We start from the raw sequence: 17,261 nt of genomic DNA, 5'->3' as shown, positions 1-17,261 counted from the left end.
CGCCCGCCGGAACCGCGGCCCCTCAGCCCGCGGCGCAGCCCCGGCTCGCAGGCTGTACCCCCGGTCCGTGCCATGGCTCACCGGCCCGCGGCCCATCCGCGGCGCATCATGGACGTATGCCCGAAGGAGACACCGTCCTGCAGACCGCGAAGCGGCTGCACAGCGCCCTGGCCGGCGAGGTCCTCACCCGGTCCGATCTGCGGGTGCCGCGGTTCGCCACCGCCGATCTGACCGGCCGGACCGTGCTCGACGTGTCCGCGCGCGGCAAGCACCTGCTGACCCGTATCGAGGGCGGACTCACCCTCCACAGCCATCTGCGGATGGACGGCGCCTGGCGCGTCTACGCCCCGGGCGAGCGCTGGCGGGGCGGCCCCGGCCACCAGATCCGGGCCGTCCTCGCCAACGCCGCGCACATCGCTGTCGGCTACCGGCTCCCCGTCCTCGAACTCCTGCGCACCGTCGACGAGGAGAAGGCGGTCGGCCACCTCGGACCGGATCTGCTGGGACCCGGCTGGGACGCCGGCACCGCGCTGCACAATCTGCTCACCGACCCCTCCCGCCCCCTCGGCGAAGCGCTCCTGGACCAGCGCAACCTGGCGGGCATCGGCAACATCTACAAGTCGGAGCTCTGCTTCCTGGCCCGCGCCACCCCCTGGCTGCCCGTCGGCGAACTGCCCCCGTCCACGGCCGCCCTCCTGGTCAGCACGGCCAGGCAGCTCCTCGAAGCCAACCGCGACCGCCCGGTCCGCGTGACCACCGCCGGCGCCCGTCCCGTCTCCCGTACCGGTCCGGCGCCCCGCGCCCGCCGCCCGAGCGAGAACCTCTGGGTCTACGGCCGCACCCACCGCCCCTGCCTGCGCTGCGGGACGCCCGTCCGCACCGCGGAGCAGGACACCCGCCCCACCTACTGGTGCCCACGCTGCCAATCGGGCCCCACCCCGTAGTTGACGACCCGTCAGATCCAGTCGTACGGTCCGGTCATGCCTCTCGCCGCGTACGACCTCACCGGCCGCTCCGCGTTCGTCACCGGCGCCGCCGGCGGCATCGGCCGCGCCACCGCCGTCCTGCTGGCGGAGGCGGGCGCCACCGTCCACTGCGCCGATCTCGACGAGAAGGGCCTCCTGGGGACCCTCGACCTGATCACCGCCGCGGGTGGCGAAGCCCACACCCACCCGCTCGATGTCACCGACCGCAACCAGGTCCGGGCCGCCGTCCTGGCCTCCGGCGAGCTGGACATCCTGGCCGCCGTCGCCGGGATCATGCACACGAGCAGCGTCCTGGAGACCGCGGACGAGGATCTCGACCGGGTGCTCTCCGTGAATTTCAAGGGCGTTCTCCACGCCTGCCAGGAAGTGGCGCGCACCATGGTCACGCGCGGCTCCCCCGGCTCACTGATCACGATGGCCTCGGGCGCGGTCGACTCCGCAAGCCCGGGCCTGCTCTGCTACAGCGCGGCGAAGGCGGCCGTGGTCCAGCTCACCAAGACCCTGGCGACCGAGCTGGGACCGCACGGCATCCGGGTGAACGCGGTCGCCCCCGGCTGGATCCGGACCCCCATGACCGCCCGCCACGACGCGGAGCAGCAGCACCGCGCGGAGGCGACGATGGCGCGCATCGCACCGCTGGGCCGAGTGGGGGAACCCGATGACGTGGCACACACGGTGCTCCACCTGGCCTCGGACGCGTCGGCCTTCATGACCGGCCAGATCCTCCGCCCGAACGGCGGCGTCGCCATGCCCTGGTAGCGCGCCACGCCCCGGTCACGGACCAGGACGGGCCGCTCTCGCGCAAGAGCCCCTCGTCGTTCGTACGCCAGGACCGGCCGATGTCACGGATGCTCTCGGCACACCGTCGCAGCAGCCCCGTCCCGGCGTCGAATATCCCCGTCGGCCGGGCCGTGGCGGCCACGTGCACGGGCAGCAGGCTGAGCCCCCATCCGCCCGCCGCCACCGCTCCCTCGATCGGACCCGCGTGCGCCGGCTCCAGCACCAGCCGCAGCACGGCCCACCACCACACACCGCCGAGCACGAGCGCCGGCACCCATCGCCGTACCATGGCCGCCTCCTTCACCGAACCTATTCCGGCCCGATCGCCCGATGGGAGAGCGCACCGGTGCAGTACCGGCGCGCGCGGCGCGGCCGCGCTCCTGCGCACTCCCATCCGCCGGCGGCTGCTCCGCCACCGCACCGGGGGCCCGGTCCAGAGCGGAGCCCCCACCGCTTCCGGTGGGGGCTCCGCGAACCGAGGGTCAGTTCTTGTCGTCAGGGGTCAGGGAGTCCTTGACGCCTTCGGCACGCTCCTTGGCGTCGCCCGCGGCACCCTTGGCCTTGCCCTTCGCCTGGTCCGCCTTGCCCTCGGACTCCATGCGCTTGTTGCCGGTCATCTTGCCCATGGCTTCCTTGGCCTTGCCGGCCATCTTGTCCTTCGCACTCTCGTCGGTCATCGCAACTCCTCGGATCTTGCGGTCCGGCCTCCACCCAATGCGGGGCGGGCCGGTTGGACTGGTCCCCGCCAGGGCTGGGCAGCCCGGCCGGGAGGCGGCGGAAACGCCGTGTCAGGCGCTCTCCGCCTGGAACATCCAGGCATGCTTCTCGAGATCCGCGGTCAGCGTGATCAGGATGTCCTGGCTGACCGGGTCGGGGTCGCCCGTCACCTCGATGCGCTCACGCATCCGGCCGATCACCACGCCCAGGGCGTCGACCAGCGTCCGTACGGCGTCGACGTCCTTGACCCAGCCCTCGGGCACGGAGTCGATGGCCGTGGTCTTCGCGATCGTCCCCGAACGCCCGTCCGGGTTGACGCCCAGCGCGGAGGCCCGTTCGGCCACCGTGTCGGAGTGCTGGCGGGCGGTGTCGACGACTTCGTCCAGCTGGAGGTGCACGGACCTGAAGCGGGGGCCCACCACGTTCCAGTGGACCTGCTTGGCCACCAGGGAGAGGTCGACGAGGTCGACCAGGGCGCCCTGGAGCGCGCCTCCCACGGACTTGAGGTCGGTCTCGGACAGCGGGCTCTTCACCACAGACATGCACGTCTCCGTTCTGGTATCCGTTCCGCTCAGCACCAACCACGATGGCACAAACGAAGCAAAACGGTCATCCGGGGAGTTGTCCGAAAGGATCGTTCCCCGGCCTTCTCCACCCGCCTGCCCGCCGGAAGCCGCCCGACACCCCATCGGCGCATCCCGTACGTATCCGGGACGGATCCGCGTCTTCCGCACCGCACCCGGAACGCACAGAAGCCCCGGTCCGCCCCCTGAGGGGAGGACCGGGGCTCCGGCTTCACACCGAACCGAACAGGTCAGGCGGCGACGACATCCACCGCTTCCGCAGGCGCCTTGATGGTCACCCGCCCCGACGGCACACCCGCCACCGACGAAACGGAGACGGAATTGAGCATGGGGCGCACCGGTACAGGGACCGGATCGCTGGCTGCCGCCGACTCGGCCAGTTCGGCCAGGGACAGCTCATCGCTCACTTCACGCATGAGCTCGGACATCCGTACGTCAAGCGCGTCGCAAATGGCGGAGAGCAGTTCGGAGGATGCCTCCTTCTGCCCCCGCTCCACCTCGGAGAGATAGCCGAGTGAGACTCGGGCGGACGAGGAGACTTCGCGCAGAGTACGGCCTTGGCGCTGGCGCTGCCGACGCAGCACGTCACCAAGCAGGCGACGGAGCAGAATCATCGGTGGCTCCCTCCTCGGACCGCGTAGCCGCATCCTTCACGCCCCACCGTACCGCCTAGCGCTGCGGCCGTGCGGGGAGCGATGTCGTGTTCACTCAGGGCTGCAAACATCAATTCCCCCCGTTGTGTTCCGTATCCTGTGCGCTCGCGTACCCGTCGAGTTCGCCGGAGAGCAGTTCGAGCACGCTCCGTACGCTCTCCATACGGATGTCCGCCCGTCCGCCGTTCAACCGCAGGGCGGTCACTTTCCCGGCGTCAGAGGGCCCGCAGACTGCGACGAAGACCGTTCCGACCGGTTGGCCGTCCTGCGGTTCGGGGCCCGCGACACCGGTCGTGGCCACTCCCCAGTCCGCGCCGAGCGCCCGGCGCACGCCGGCCGCCATCTGGCGCGCGACGTCGGCGTCAACCGCTCCCCGCGCCGCCAGAAGGTCCGCGTCCACTCCCAGGACTTCACTCTTGAGGGGGGTCGCGTAGGCCGTAACCGACCCGCGGAAGGCTTGCGAGGCACCGGGGACGGACGTCAGCTCCGCCGCGACCAGGCCGCCGGTCAGCGACTCGGCGACGGCGAGGGTCTCCCCCCGCTCGACGAGCAGCCGCAGCACCCGGGCCGCGGCTGTCACCGCTCGGCCTCCGCCGCGCCGCGGTTCCCCGGAGCCCCGGAGACCCGCTCCGCCGCCTCCGCGCCCTCAGGGACCGTCCCGGCGCTCCTGGCGCCCTCGACGGCTTCCAGCGCCGCCTCGGCGGCCTCCTGGGCCGCAGTCGCCCTGTCCGCCGCGATTCCCTGGCGTCGCAGCACAACCGCCTGGCGCACGTAGTCCAGACCGGTGACGACCGTCAGCACGACGGCCACCGCCATCACCCAGAAGCGCAGGGTGGCCAGCGGACCGGTCAGCGCCAGGACGTACATCCCGACGGCGGTCCCCTGCGCCAGCGTCTTCATCTTCCCGCCGCGGCTGGCGGGGATCACCCCGTGCCGGATCACCCAGAAGCGCATCAGCGTGATGCCGAGCTCGCGGAAGAGGATCACACCGGTGACCCACCAGGGCAGGTCGCCGAGGTACGACAGACAGATCAGGGCAGCGCCCATGATCGCCTTGTCGGCGATCGGGTCGGCGATCTTGCCGAAGTCGGTGACCAGGTTGTACTTGCGCGCCAGATGCCCGTCGAACACGTCGGTGATCATCGCGACGGCGAAAGCGGCCCAGGCGATGGAACGCCAGGCCGGGTCGTACCCGCCGTCGTGAAGCAGCAGCACGACGAACCCCGGGACCAGCACCAGCCGCGCCATGGTGAGGAGATTGGCGATGTTCCACAGGCTGGCCTGATTGACGGCCGCAGCACCCAGTTTTCCGCCGCGGACCGGCGTCGCGCCGGAACCGCCTGCCGCGGATGCCGGGACTCCGGTCATCTGGCTACCTCCGCAAGCTCACAGCATTCGGCCACCAGGTCCACGCCCTCGGTGCCCACTACCTTTGCCTCGACCATACGGCCCGGGACAAGTCCCTCGCGTGCCGTGAAGAGCACCTGGCCGTCCGTTTCGGGAGCCTGGTGGGCGGCGCGGCCCACCGCCCGCGACTCGTCCTCGGTGGCCTCGACCGACTCGACCAGCACCTGGAGCGACTCCCCGACGCGCTCCTCGGCCCGCTGCGAGGTCAGTTCCTCGGCCAGCTGCGAGATGTGCGCCAGGCGCTCGGCGATCGTGTCGGCGTCCAGCTTGTTCTCGTAACCGACCGCCTCGGTGCCGTCCTCGTCGGAGTAGCCGAAGACGCCGATGGCGTCGAGGCGGGCTCCCGTGAGGAACCGTTCCAGCTCCGCGAGGTCGTCCTCGGTCTCGCCGGGGAAGCCCACGATGAAGTTGGAGCGGGCGCCGGCCTGCGGTGCCTTGCTCCGGATGGTGTGCAGGAGCCCCAGGAAGCTGTCGGTGTCACCGAAGCGCCGCATCGCGCGCAGCACGCCCGGGGCCGAGTGCTGGAAGGACAGGTCGAAGTAGGGCGCGACCTTCGGCGTCGACGTCAGTACGTCGATCAGACCGGGCCGCATCTCGGCGGGCTGCAGATAGCTGACCCGGATGCGCTCGATCCCCTCGACGTCCGCGAGCTCCGGGAGCAGCGTCTCCAGGAGGCGGATGTCGCCGAGGTCCTTGCCGTACGAGGTGTTGTTCTCGGAGACGAGCATGACCTCCTTCACGCCCTGCTCGGCCAGCCAGCGCGTCTCGCCCAGGACGTCCGAGGGCCGCCGGGAGATGAAGGAGCCGCGGAAGGACGGGATGGCGCAGAAGGAGCAGCGGCGGTCGCAGCCGGAGGCCAGCTTCACGGAGGCGACGGGGCTGGTGCCCAGACGGCGGCGCAGGGGCGCCCGCGGACCGGAGACCGGTGCGACGCCGTCCGGCAGGTCGGCGGGGGCGGGTGCGGTCTCCTGCGCGTGGCCGGGCAGCGCGACGGCGGCGTCCTGCCGCTCGGCCGGGCTGATCGGGAGCAGCTTGCGGCGGTCCTTCGGGGTGTGGGAGGCGTGGATGCCGCCGTTGAGGATGGTCTGGAGGCGGTCGGAGATGTCTGCGTAGTCGTCGAATCCGAGGACGCCGTCCGCCTCCGGCAGGGCCTCGGCGAGGTCCTTGCCGTAGCGCTCGGCCATGCAGCCGACGGCGACGACGGCCTGGGTGCGGCCGTGGTCCTTCAGATCATTGGCTTCGAGCAGGGCATCGACGGAGTCCTTCTTGGCGGCCTCGACGAATCCACAGGTGTTGACCACGGCGACATCGGCATCGGAGGCATCCTCGACGAGCTCCCAGCCGTCCGCTGCCAAGCGGCCTGCGAGCTCCTCCGAGTCCACCTCGTTACGGGCGCAGCCAAGAGTGACAAGGGCGACGGTACGGCGTTCGGGCATGGGCTCAAGACTACTTTGTCCCGGCACTGGCCCCGCCGTGCAGGGTTCGCCCGTTACAGCGAGTGACAAAGACGGCGAGCGCCCGGCGCGATGGCCGGGCGCTCGCCGCGATGTGTGGACGGGCAGGTCCTGCGGTCAGCCGACCTCGGGGTCGCCCTTGGTGTACGAGAGCCGCTCGACCTGTCCCGGCTGGAACTGGTCCTCGACCTTCTTGCCGTTGACGAAGAGCTCGATCGAACCGGCGTCACCGAGGACGAGGTCGACCCGCTCCTTGTCCTGGAAGGTCTTCGTCTCGCCCTGCTGGAGGGTTCCGTCGAAGAGGGAACGGCCGTTGTGGTCCTTGGCGGAGATCCAGCTCTTGCCCTGGCTCGCGCTGAGCTTGACCGTCACCTTGTCCTGGGGCGCTGCCGCGATGGCACTGTCCGAGGGGGCCGGCTTGGGGTCGACGGGCTTGCTGGAGGCCGGCTTGGGGGTGATCTTGTCGGAGGTCGGGCCTTCGGCGACCCGGCCGGCGGTCGAGGGCTCGTCACCGCCCTTGAAGAAGGTGAAGCCGACGAAACCGACCACGGCGACGATCGCCGCGACCATGGCCGCGGTCCAGTTGGGCCGACGGGGTTCGGAACGGATCCGCTCGGCCTCGAACAGCGGTGCCGCCGGCGTGGGCGCGGGACGGCCGCCGTGCTCGGCGTCGTACTGCGAAACCAGCGGTTCCGGATCGGTGCCTACGGCACGTGCCAGCGTTCGGATATGGCCGCGGGCGTACACGTCGCCGCCGCAGCGGGAGAAGTCGTCCTCCTCGATCGCGTGCACGATGGGGATGCGCACCCGGGTGGACGTGCTGATCTCTTCGACCGTGAGACCTGCGGCGATGCGAGCCTGCTGAAGCACTCGACCGATCGAAGGCCGGTCGTCTTCGGGGGAGTTGCCGATGGACACGGGGGCGCCTTTCGAGCGTGAGCCACCTGCTGGGTGTTCAGTCTAGGGGGGGTACGAAAGGGTGGGGCAACCGGGAGGGACGACTTTGTACGCCATCCAGATTCGAACAGAGTCGGATTCGCCGGACCGCCCCGGGAAGGACATCCTGCTGTCCCTCCCTTCAACTTGACGTACGGCCCGGCGAAACGGTTGCCCGCAAAACCCTTACGAACCGGTTTCCCCGCGGATCAGCGCCAACACCCCGTCGAGTTCGTCCGGTTTCACCATGACGTCGCGGGCCTTGGAGCCCTCGCTCGGCCCGACGATGTTCCGGGACTCCATCAGGTCCATCAGCCGCCCGGCCTTGGCGAAGCCCACCCGCAGCTTGCGCTGGAGCATCGACGTGGACCCGAACTGGGTGGAAACGACCAGCTCAGCGGCCTGGCAGAGCAGATCCAGATCGTCGCCGATGTCCTCGTCGATCTCCTTCTTCTGCTTGGTCCCGACCACTACGTCGTCGCGGAAGACGGGTGCCATCTGGTCCTTGCAGTGCTGGACGACCGCCGCGACCTCGGCCTCGGTGACGAAGGCGCCCTGCATACGGGTCGGCTTGTTCGCCCCCATCGGCAGGAACAGTCCGTCACCCTTTCCGATGAGCTTCTCGGCGCCGGGCTGGTCCAGGATGACGCGGCTGTCGGCGAGCGAGGAGGTGGCGAAGGCGAGCCGGGAGGGCACGTTCGCCTTGATCAGTCCGGTCACGACGTCCACCGAGGGACGCTGGGTGGCGAGCACCAGATGGATACCGGCGGCGCGGGCCAGCTGGGTGATGCGGACGATCGAGTCCTCGACGTCACGGGGGGCCACCATCATCAGGTCGGCCAGCTCGTCGACGATCACCAGCAGGTACGGGTACGGCGAGAGCTCCCGCTCGCTGCCCTCGGGCGTCTTCAGCTTGCCGGTGCGCACGGCGTGGTTGAAGTCGTCGATGTGCCGGTAGCCGAACGCGGCGAGGTCGTCGTAGCGCAGGTCCATCTCCCGCACGACCCACTGGAGGGCCTCGGCGGCCTTCTTGGGGTTGGTGATGATCGGCGTGATCAGGTGCGGAATGCCCTCGTACGCGGTCAGCTCGACGCGCTTGGGGTCGACCAGCACCATCCGGACGTCCTCCGGCGTCGCCCGCACCATCACCGAGGTGATCAGGCAGTTGATGCAGGAGGACTTTCCGGAGCCGGTCGCACCGGCCACCAGGACGTGCGGCATCTTCGCGAGGTTGGCCATCTCGTAGCCGCCCTCGACGTTCTTGCCGAGCGCGACCAGCATGGGGTGGTCGTCCTCGGCCGCGTCCGCGAGCCGCAGCACGTCTCCGAGGTTGACCATCTCACGGTCGGAGTTGGGGATCTCGATGCCGACCGCGGACTTGCCCGGGATCGGCGAGATGATCCGGACGTCGGGGCTGGCGACGGCGTACGCGATGTTCTTGGCGAGCGCCGTGATCCGCTCGACCTTCACGGCGGGGCCGAGCTCCACCTCGTACCGCGTGACCGTCGGCCCCCGGGTGAAACCGGTGACGGCGGCGTCGACCTTGAACTCGGTGAAGACGTTGGTCAGGGAGGCGACGATCGCGTCGTTGGCGGCGCTGCGGGTCTTGCCGGGGCCGCCGCGCTCCAGGAGGTCGAGCGAGGGAAGCGAGTAGGTGATGTCGCCGGAGAGCTGGAGCTGCTCGGCGCGGGGCGGCAGCGGCTGCGAGTCCGAGCGGTCGGGGACCGGTTTGGTCAGGTCGGGCACGCCCCCGGAGGGCGAGGAGGCCTTCTCCCCCGGCCTGCGGACCGGCTCCGCCTCCCTGGCGCCCGGCACCGGGGTGCCCGCACGCTCACGGCCCACCGAGACGCCCTGGGTGAGGTCGGCGACGACCGGCGAGGGCGGCATGCCGTTGAGCACCGCACCGTCGAGCGCCGCGGCGGCGGCGGCCGCGACGTCCACGGCGTCCATCGGCCGGTTCATCGCCGGCTGCACGGAGGGCCTGCGCGGCCTGCGGCGCTTGGAGAGCGCGTCGGTCTCCGCCCGGTCGGGGTCGAAGTCCTCGGGCGCCTCGGAACGACGTCCGGAGGAACGGCGCGAGCGCGCCGGCAGCGCCTCGCGCCACTGCTCGTCGTACCGCTCGTCGTCCTCGTAGTCCTCGTTCAGGTCATCCGGGTCGTACACCGGGTCGATGATCCCCAGCTTGGAACCGAGCAGCCGCAGCCGCTGCGGAATGGCGTTCACCGGGGTCGCCGTGACGACCAGCAGCCCGAAGACGGTGAGCAGCAGGAGCAGGGGGACGGCGAGCACCTCGCCCATGGTGAAGATCAGGGGCTTGGAGGCGGCCCAGCCGATCAGTCCGCCGGCGTCCTGCATGGCCCCGGTGCCGTCCTCGCGGCCCGGTGATCCGCACGCGATGTGGACCTGCCCGAGCACCCCGATGACCAGGGCGGACAGTCCGATGACGATCCGGCCGTTGGCCTCGGGCTTCTCGGGATAGAGGATCAGCCGCACCGCGACGGCGCCCAGCAGTATCGGCACGAGCAGGTCGAGCCGCCCGAAGGCGCCGGTGACGAGCATCTCCACGAGGTCGCCGACCGGGCCGCGCAGATTCGACCAGGTGCCGGCGGCGACGACCAGCGCGAGGCCGAGCAGCAGGAGCGCGACGCCGTCCTTGCGGTGTGCGGGGTCGAGGCCCTTGGCGCCACGCCCTATGCCGCGGAACATAGCGCCGACGCCGTGGGCGGCACCGAGCCAGACGGCGCGCACCAGGCGGTACACACCGCCGGTGGGTGAGGGCGCCGGCCGGGGCGCGGCCGCCTTCTTCGCCACCGCCTTCTTGGCGGGAGCCTTCCTCGCGGGCGCGGTCTTCTTGGCAGCGGCCTTCTTCGCGGGCGCGGCTTTCTTCACCGGGCCCGAGCCGCCACCGACGCGCTTCGCGGTGCCCGCTGTGCCCTGGGAACCCTTGCCGGACGTACGTGAGGCCATGGGGCCGAGGTTACCGGTGTCTGCGGCGGTGAACACGTGCGCGTGCCGGTTCACCCGACCGTGTCGCCGTACGGCGGCCGCAAACTGACGCGCACTCACCGGGTCCGGACGACCCGGCACCCCGGGCCGGGCGTCTGCGGCGCCGGGCCGGAAAGGTCCGAAACCGGGACACCTCCGCCGAACACCCACGTCCGCGGGCCAGTTGAGCCCCCGCCGGCCCGAAGGGGCCCGGCGGGAAAGGGCGGTGCGCCCCGCAGAGCTGTTACGAGGGAAGGGTGGCCGGTCCGCCGCCGGTGCCGGGCTCCAGGGCGTCCAGCGCCCTGCGCAGCCCGGTCAGCTTCCGTTCCAGATGGGCGGCGGTGGCGACGGCCGCGGCGTCCGCCGACTCGTCGTCGAGCTGCTTGGAGAGCGCCTCGGCCTGCTCCTCGACCGCGGCGAGCCGCGCGGAGAGCTCGGCGAGCAGTCCGGCGGGCTCCTTCTCGTGGTTCGCGCCCACGTGCCCGCCGCCCTCGAGCTGGAGGCGCAGCAGCGCCGCCTGCTCACGCAACTGGCAGTTCTTCATGTACAGCTCGACGAAGACCGAGACCTTCGCCCGCAGCACCCACGGGTCGAACGGCTTCGAGATGTAGTCCACCGCGCCGGCCGCATAGCCCCGGAAGGTGTGATGCGGACCGTGGTTGATCGCGGTGAGAAAGATGATCGGGATGTCCCGGGTCCGTTCCCGCCGCTTGATGTGCGCGGCGGTTTCGAAACCGTCCATGCCCGGCATCTGGACGTCCAGCAAAATGACTGCGAAGTCGTCCGTGAGCAGCGCTTTGAGCGCTTCCTCCCCTGACGATGCCCGTACCAGTGTCTGATCGAGCGCAGAGAGGATGGCCTCCAGCGCCAGCAGATTCTCCGGCCGGTCATCGACCAGGAGGATCTTGGCCTTCTGCACCATGGCCCGTCCTCCTCGCCCCGGAATTGCACCGGGCGCCGCCCCAGGGGACGACTCCCTTACGCCGTCCGTCCTTGTGCCGGTCATGGTAGCCGCACCCCGCCCGTCACCACACCCTGTCACCGCGATGTCACTGTGCACGTAGGAAAAACGCGGTGGGAGACCAGAAGGTTCCCCGGAAACCGCGCTCCCACACTCCTTCGCACACAGTCGGTCAACAAATCACGATTGATTCGCTCAATTTGCGATCACTCTCCGCGCATCCACTGCTCCATAACCGACAGAAGATGATCAGGGTCGACCGGCTTGGTGACATAGTCCGATGCGCCGGAGTCGATCGCCTTCTCCCGGTCGCCCTTCATCGCCTTCGCGGTGAGCGCGACGATCGGCAGACCGGCGAACTGCGGCATCCTGCGGATCGCCGAAGTCGTGGCATAACCGTCCATCTCCGGCATCATGATGTCCATCAGCACGACCGTCACATCATCGTGCTGCTCCAGGACTTCGATCCCCTCGCGCCCGTTCTCCGCGTACAGGACCGACAGCCCGTGCTGCTCCAGCACGCTGGTGAGCGCGAAGACGTTACGGATGTCGTCGTCGACGATCAGTACCTTCTCGCCGCTGAACCGGAACGTCCTGCGGACCTCGGGCTCCTCCTGGCTCCCCAGCGTCCACGGCTCCTGCTGCACCGGCTGGGCCGCCGGTGCCGCCGCCCTGGGCGGCAGCGCGGGCTGCTGCTTCGCACTGCCCAGCGCCTTGCGCCGGCGCCGCAACAGCCCTGCCGCGCCGCCCTGCTCGTTCCCGTCGCCCGGCATCCCGGAGGCCTGCCCGTAGCTCTGGAAGCCCTGACCGGGTCCCTGGCCCGCCACGGGCTGCCGGCCGCTCTCGACCACCACACCGTGCATCTCGATGGGGCCGGGGCCGATCTGCGGATAGCCCTGCGGCGGGAGTTCGCTCGGGTGCAGCGGCAGGTACAGCGTGAACGTCGAGCCGCGGCCCGGCTCGCTCGCCGCGTGGATCTCACCGCCCAGCAGCCGGGCGATCTCCCGGCTGATCGAGAGGCCGAGCCCGGTGCCGCCGTACTTGCGGCTGGTCGTGCCGTCCGCCTGCTTGAACGCCTCGAAGATCACCAGCATCTTGCTGGACGCGATCCCGATGCCCGTGTCGGTCACCGAGAACGCGATCAGGTCGGCGTCGGCGTCCCGCAGCGAACCCGCCTCCAGCAACTGCTCGCGGATCGCGTTCGGCACCTCGGCGCCCGCATGCCGGATCACCAGCTCGACGGCGCCGCTGTCGGTGAACTTCACCGCGTTGGAGAGCAGATTGCGCAGCACCTGGAGCAGCCGCTGCTCGTCGGTGTGCAGCGTGGCCGGGAGTTCCGGCGACACCCGTACGGAGAAATCCAGCCCCTTTTCCGCGGTGAGCGGCCGGAAGGTCGCCTCCACGTAGTCGACCAGCTGGACCAGCGCGATCCGGGTCGGGCTGACATCCATCTTGCCCGCCTCGACCTTCGACAGATCGAGGATGTCGTTGATCAGCTGGAGCAGATCGGAACCGGCCCCGTGGATCGTCTCGGCGAATTCCACCTGCTTCGGCGACAGATTGCCCTCGGCGTTGTCCGCCAGCAGTTTGGCCAGAATCAGCAGCGAGTTGAGCGGTGTCCGCAACTCGTGGGACATGTTCGCCAGGAACTCCGACTTGTAGCGCATCGAGACGGCGAGCTGCTCGGCGCGCTCCTCCAGGACCTGCCGCGCCTCCTCGATCTCGGTGTTCTTGACCTCGATGTCGCGGTTCTGCTGGGCCAGCAGCTCGGCCTTCTCCTCCAGTTCGGCGTTGGACGCCTGAAGGGCCTTCTGCCGGTTCTCCAACTCCTGCGACCGGTCCCGCAGTTGCTCGGTGAGCTCCTGCGACTGCTCCAGCAGCTTCTCGGTCGTGGTGTTGACGCTGATCGTGTTGACGCTGGTGGCGATCATCTCGGCGAGCTGGTTGAGGAAGTCCCGCTGGATGTGCGTGAACGGCTGGAACGAGGCCAGCTCGATCACTCCGAGGACCTTCCCCTCGAAGAGCACCGGCAGCACGATCACGTGCGCGGGCGGTGCCTCGCCGAGGCCGGAGGAGATCTTCAGGTACCCCGGCGGCACGTTGTCCACCTGGATCGTCCGCTTCTCCTCGGCGGCCGTGCCGATGAGCGTCTCGCCCGGCCGGAAGGACGTCGGCATGGAGCCCGCGGAGTAGCCGTAGCTGCCGCGCATCCGGAGCTCGTACGCGCCCTCCCTGTCCGCGTCCGCACCCAGCGCGTCGGCGTCCCCGGTCGCCATGGCGAGGAAGAACGCGCCGTGCTGCGCGGAGACGACCGGCGTCAGCTCGCTCATGATCAGCGAAGCCACGTCGTCCAGGTCGCGCCGCCCCTGCATCAGACCGGAGATCCGGGCGAGGTTGCCCTTGAGCCAGTCCTGCTCCTTGTTGGTGGCGGTGGTGTCGCGCAGGTTGGCGATCATCGTGTTGATGTTGTCCTGCAGGGCCTGGATCTCGCCCGCGGCATCCACATCGATCTTGAGGTTGAGGTCGCCGCGGGTCACCGCGGTGGCGACGGCCGCGATGGCGCGCACCTGACGGGTCAGGTTCCCGGCCATCTCGTTCACCGACTCGGTGAGGTCACGCCAGGTGCCGTCCACGTCCCGCACCCGCGCCTGGCCGCCCAGCTGCCCCTCGGTGCCCACCTCACGGGCCACCCTGGTCACCTGATCGGCGAACGACGAGAGCTGGTCGACCATCGTGTTGATGGTGTTCTTCAGCTCCAGGATCTCGCCCCGGGCATCGATGTCGATCTTCTTGGTGAGATCGCCCTTGGCGATGGCGGTGGTGACGGTCGCGATCTGGCGCACCTGACCGGTCAGGTTGGACGCCATCGAGTTCACCGACTCGGTCAGGTCCTTCCACGTGCCGGAGACCCCCGGGACGCGCGCCTGGCCGCCCAGCTCGCCCTCCGTGCCCACCTCGCGGGCGACTCGCGTCACCTCGTCGGCGAACGAGGACAGGGTCGTCACCATCGTGTTGACGGTGTCGGCCAGCTCGGCGACCTCGCCGCGCGCCTCGACGGTGACCTTCTTCGTCAGGTCGCCGTTGGCCACCGCGGACGAGACCCGGGAGATGTTCCGCACCTGACTGGTCAGGTTGTTGGCCATCAGGTTGACGTTCTCGCTGAGGTCCTTCCAGATGCCCGTGGCGCCGCGGACCCGGGCCTGGCCGCCGAGGATGCCCTCGGTGCCCACCTCACGGGCCACCCGCGTCACCTCGTCACCGAAGTTCATCAGCTGGTCGACCATCGTGTTGACGGTGGTGACCAGCTCCAGGATCTCGCCCTTGGCGTCGACGGTGATCTTCTTGGAGAGATCCCCGTTGGCGACCGCGGTGGTGACCTCGGCGATGTTGCGGACCTGGAGGGTCAGGTTGTTCGCCATGCCGTTGACGGACTGGGTGAGGTCCTTCCACGTACCGGACACGCCCTGCACCTCGGCCTGGCCGCCGAGAATGCCCTCGGTACCCACCTCGCGGGCCACCCGGGTCACCTGCTCCGCGAAGTTCGAGAGCTGGTCGACCATCGTGTTGAGGGTGTTCTTCAGCTCCAGGATCTCGCCGCGCGCGTCCACGTCGATCTTCTGCGACAGGTCGCCCCGCGCCACCGCCGTGGCGACCTGCGCGATGTTGCGGACCTGGGCGGTGAGGTTCCCCGCCATGCCGTTCACCGAATCGGTCAGATCACGCCACACGCCGGCCACGCCGGGCACCTGCGCCTGACCGCCGAGGCGCCCGTCCGTGCCCACCTCGCGGGCCACCCGGGTCACCTGCTCGGCGAAGGCGGAGAGCTGGTCGACCATCGTGTTGATGGTGTTCTTCAGCTCCAGGATCTCGCCGCGCGCGTCCACGTCGATCTTCTGCGACAGGTCGCCCCGCGCCACCGCCGTGGTCACCTGCGCGATCTGGCGCACCTGCGAGGTCAGGTTCCCCGCCATGAAGTTGACGGAGTCGGTGAGCTCCTTCCACGTACCGGAGACACCGTCGACCCGCGCCTGACCGCCGAGGCGGCCCTCCGTGCCCACGTCCCGCGCCATCCGCGTCACCTGGTCGGCGAACGAGGACAGCTGCGCCACCATCGTGTTGACGGTGTTCTTCAGTTCCAGCATCTCGCCGGCCACGTCGACGGTGACCTTCTGCGACAGGTCCCCGTTGGCCACCGCGGTCGTCACCTGCGCGATGTCGCGCACCTGACCCGTCAGGTTCCGGAACGCCGTGTTGACGGAGTCCGTGAGGTCCTTCCACGTACCGGCGGCGCCCGGCACCTCGGCCTGGCCGCCCAGCCGGCCCTCGACGCCGACCTCCCGGGCCACCCGGGTCACTTCCGAACCGAAGGACTGCAGCTGGTCGACCATCGTGTTGACGGTGTTCTTCAGCTCCAGCATCTCGCCGGCCACATCGACGGTGACCTTCTGCGACATGTCACCACTGGCGACCGCCGTGGTCACCTGGGCGATGTCCCGCACCTGGGTCGTCAGATTGCGGAAGACGGTGTTCACCGAGTCGGTGAGGTCCTTCCACGTACCCGCGGCACCCGGCACCTGTGCCTGGCCGCCGAGCACGCCCTCGCCACCGACCTCGCTGGCCACCCGGGTGACCTCGTCCGCGAAGGTGCGCAGCGTCTCGGTCATCTGGTTGATGGTCTCGGCGAGCTGGGCGACCTCGCCGCGCGCGCTCACCCGGACCTTCTGCGACAGGTCACCGTTGGCGACCGCCGTCGTCACCTCGGCGATGCCGCGCACCTGGGAGGTGAGGTTGCCCGCCATCGTGTTGACGGAGTCCGTGAGGTCCTTCCAGACCCCGGCCACGCCCGGCACCGTCGCCTGACCGCCGAGCTCGCCCTCGGTACCCACCTCACGGGCGACGCGGGTCACCTCGGAGGAGAACGAGGACAGCTGGTCGACCATCGTGTTGACGGTGTTCTTCAGCTGGGCCATCTCACCGGCCACATGCACGGTGACCTTCCGCGACAGATCACCCTTGGCGACCGCCGTCGTCACCAGGGCGATGTCGCGCACCTGCGCGGTCAGCCGGAACGCCATGGTGTTGACGGAGTCCGTGAGGTCCTTCCAGGACCCGGACATCCCGCGCACCTGGGCCTGGCCGCCCAGCTTCCCCTCGGTGCCCACCTCGACCGCGACCCGCGTCACCTGCTCGGTGAACGCCGACAGCTGGTCGACGAGGTTGTTGACCGTACGCGCGACCTTCAGGAACTCGCCGCGCAGCGGCCGTACCGTCTCGTCCGCCGTGTGCGACCGCAGTTCCATCCGCTGTTCGAGATCACCGTCGGCGACCGCCGACAGCACCCGCCCGACCTCCGAGACCGGGCGCGCGAGATCGTCGACCAGTTCGTTGGACGCGTCGATCGCGGCCGCCCAGGAGCCCTCGCAGGCCCCCGTCTCCAGCCGCTCGGTGAGCTTGCCCTCCCGGCCGACCACACGCCGCACGCGGGCGAGCTCACCGGTGAGATGCACATTGCGGTCGGCGACCTCGTTGAAGACGGCCGCGAGCTCCGCCATCACGCCGTCGCCGGAGACGGTCACGCGCCTGCGGAAGTTCCCGTCCCGCATGGCCACCAGACCGGACAGCAGTCTGTTGAGTGCCGCGGCGTCGACCTCGACGGTTCCATTGCGCTGCTTCTTCACGGACTGTCCGCCTTTACTGCGCGTACCTGATCCCCGCGCCGCCACGTCAGACTCCACCGTGTCCCTCCCGCAGGGGTTGACCGAATCGCTCGGGCCTTGTCGGGCCCTGTCCGAGAGCTT

General features: G+C 69.9%; 13 protein-coding genes. 2 read left to right on the top strand and 11 right to left on the bottom strand.

Annotated elements, in window-relative coordinates; translation table 11 throughout:
- Positions 1-116 precede the first annotated feature (116 nt).
- Together OG408_RS29465 and OG408_RS29460 are read left to right on the top strand one after the other, a co-directional pair.
- The gene (locus OG408_RS29465) at positions 117-944 is read left to right on the top strand and encodes a DNA-formamidopyrimidine glycosylase family protein (RefSeq protein ID WP_266783627.1); all 828 of its coding nucleotides are present in this window, start codon (positions 117-119) and stop codon (positions 942-944) included.
- Positions 945-980: 36 nt separating this feature from the next.
- Positions 981-1,745 carry an SDR family NAD(P)-dependent oxidoreductase gene (locus OG408_RS29460; protein ID WP_266783625.1) on the top strand — a complete coding sequence of 255 codons (765 nt, stop codon included), beginning with the start codon at positions 981-983 and terminating at the stop codon, positions 1,743-1,745.
- Here the strand turns inward: OG408_RS29460 and OG408_RS29455 are convergent.
- The 11 genes from OG408_RS29455 to OG408_RS29405 all read right to left on the bottom strand — a co-directional run bounded on the left by OG408_RS29455 (position 1,693) and on the right by OG408_RS29405 (position 17,141).
- The gene (locus OG408_RS29455) at positions 1,693-2,055 is read right to left on the bottom strand and encodes a hypothetical protein (RefSeq protein ID WP_266783623.1); all 363 of its coding nucleotides are present in this window, start codon (positions 2,053-2,055) and stop codon (positions 1,693-1,695) included. The two genes, OG408_RS29460 and OG408_RS29455, sit on opposite strands and share 53 nt — an antisense overlap.
- A gap of 193 nt (positions 2,056-2,248) precedes the next feature.
- Positions 2,249-2,443, bottom strand: coding sequence for a CsbD family protein (locus OG408_RS29450; protein ID WP_266783621.1), 195 nt, complete (start codon positions 2,441-2,443; stop codon positions 2,249-2,251).
- Positions 2,444-2,554: 111 nt separating this feature from the next.
- The gene (locus tag OG408_RS29445; RefSeq protein ID WP_266783619.1) at positions 2,555-3,025 is read right to left on the bottom strand and encodes a Dps family protein; all 471 of its coding nucleotides are present in this window, start codon (positions 3,023-3,025) and stop codon (positions 2,555-2,557) included.
- A 272-nt stretch (positions 3,026-3,297) separates the two neighbouring features.
- Entirely contained in the window at positions 3,298-3,681 is a 384-nt protein-coding gene (locus OG408_RS29440; RefSeq protein ID WP_003965837.1) for a helix-turn-helix domain-containing protein, read from the bottom strand.
- A 109-nt stretch (positions 3,682-3,790) separates the two neighbouring features.
- The gene (locus tag OG408_RS29435) at positions 3,791-4,300 is read right to left on the bottom strand and encodes a CinA family protein (RefSeq protein ID WP_266783617.1); all 510 of its coding nucleotides are present in this window, start codon (positions 4,298-4,300) and stop codon (positions 3,791-3,793) included.
- Complete coding sequence (gene pgsA / locus OG408_RS29430; protein WP_266783615.1) at positions 4,297-5,088, bottom strand: CDP-diacylglycerol--glycerol-3-phosphate 3-phosphatidyltransferase; 792 nt, start codon at positions 5,086-5,088, stop codon at positions 4,297-4,299. Before pgsA ends, OG408_RS29435 begins: the two co-directional genes overlap by 4 nt.
- Entirely contained in the window at positions 5,085-6,563 is a 1,479-nt protein-coding gene (gene rimO, locus OG408_RS29425; protein ID WP_266783613.1) for a 30S ribosomal protein S12 methylthiotransferase RimO, read from the bottom strand. The genes pgsA and rimO overlap by 4 nt, the downstream gene beginning before the upstream one ends.
- 135 nt (positions 6,564-6,698) lie before the next feature.
- Positions 6,699-7,499 carry a helix-turn-helix domain-containing protein gene (locus OG408_RS29420; protein ID WP_266783611.1) on the bottom strand — a complete coding sequence of 267 codons (801 nt, stop codon included), beginning with the start codon at positions 7,497-7,499 and terminating at the stop codon, positions 6,699-6,701.
- Between the two features lie 204 nt (positions 7,500-7,703).
- Positions 7,704-10,484 carry a DNA translocase FtsK gene (locus tag OG408_RS29415; protein ID WP_326672851.1) on the bottom strand — a complete coding sequence of 927 codons (2,781 nt, stop codon included), beginning with the start codon at positions 10,482-10,484 and terminating at the stop codon, positions 7,704-7,706.
- Positions 10,485-10,746: 262 nt separating this feature from the next.
- Positions 10,747-11,424 carry a response regulator gene (locus OG408_RS29410; protein ID WP_326672849.1) on the bottom strand — a complete coding sequence of 226 codons (678 nt, stop codon included), beginning with the start codon at positions 11,422-11,424 and terminating at the stop codon, positions 10,747-10,749.
- A 245-nt stretch (positions 11,425-11,669) separates the two neighbouring features.
- Positions 11,670-17,141, bottom strand: coding sequence for a HAMP domain-containing protein (locus OG408_RS29405; protein WP_285574489.1), 5,472 nt, complete (start codon positions 17,139-17,141; stop codon positions 11,670-11,672).
- Positions 17,142-17,261: the final 120 nt, after the last annotated feature.

Source organism: Streptomyces sp. NBC_01257 (assembly GCF_035917255.1).
In the GTDB taxonomy this organism is placed as follows: domain Bacteria; phylum Actinomycetota; class Actinomycetes; order Streptomycetales; family Streptomycetaceae; genus Streptomyces.
The sequence above is the reverse complement of the archived record's forward strand: the minus strand, read 5'-3'. Positions and strand labels throughout refer to the sequence as shown.

Bases quoted from the DNA above. Each gene is read 5' to 3' on its own strand.
- pgsA (WP_266783615.1), bottom strand. From the start codon at position 5,088: ATGACCGGAGTCCCGGCATCCGCGGCAGGCGGTTCCGGCGCGACGCCG.
- OG408_RS29455 (WP_266783623.1), bottom strand. From the start codon at position 2,055: ATGGTACGGCGATGGGTGCCGGCGCTCGTGCTCGGCGGTGTGTGGTGG.
- OG408_RS29445 (WP_266783619.1), bottom strand. From the start codon at position 3,025: ATGTCTGTGGTGAAGAGCCCGCTGTCCGAGACCGACCTCAAGTCCGTG.
- rimO (WP_266783613.1), bottom strand. From the start codon at position 6,563: ATGCCCGAACGCCGTACCGTCGCCCTTGTCACTCTTGGCTGCGCCCGT.
- OG408_RS29460 (WP_266783625.1), top strand. From the start codon at position 981: ATGCCTCTCGCCGCGTACGACCTCACCGGCCGCTCCGCGTTCGTCACC.
- OG408_RS29450 (WP_266783621.1), bottom strand. From the start codon at position 2,443: ATGACCGACGAGAGTGCGAAGGACAAGATGGCCGGCAAGGCCAAGGAA.
- OG408_RS29440 (WP_003965837.1), bottom strand. From the start codon at position 3,681: ATGATTCTGCTCCGTCGCCTGCTTGGTGACGTGCTGCGTCGGCAGCGC.
- OG408_RS29465 (WP_266783627.1), top strand. From the start codon at position 117: ATGCCCGAAGGAGACACCGTCCTGCAGACCGCGAAGCGGCTGCACAGC.
- OG408_RS29410 (WP_326672849.1), bottom strand. From the start codon at position 11,424: ATGGTGCAGAAGGCCAAGATCCTCCTGGTCGATGACCGGCCGGAGAAT.
- OG408_RS29415 (WP_326672851.1), bottom strand. From the start codon at position 10,484: ATGGCCTCACGTACGTCCGGCAAGGGTTCCCAGGGCACAGCGGGCACC.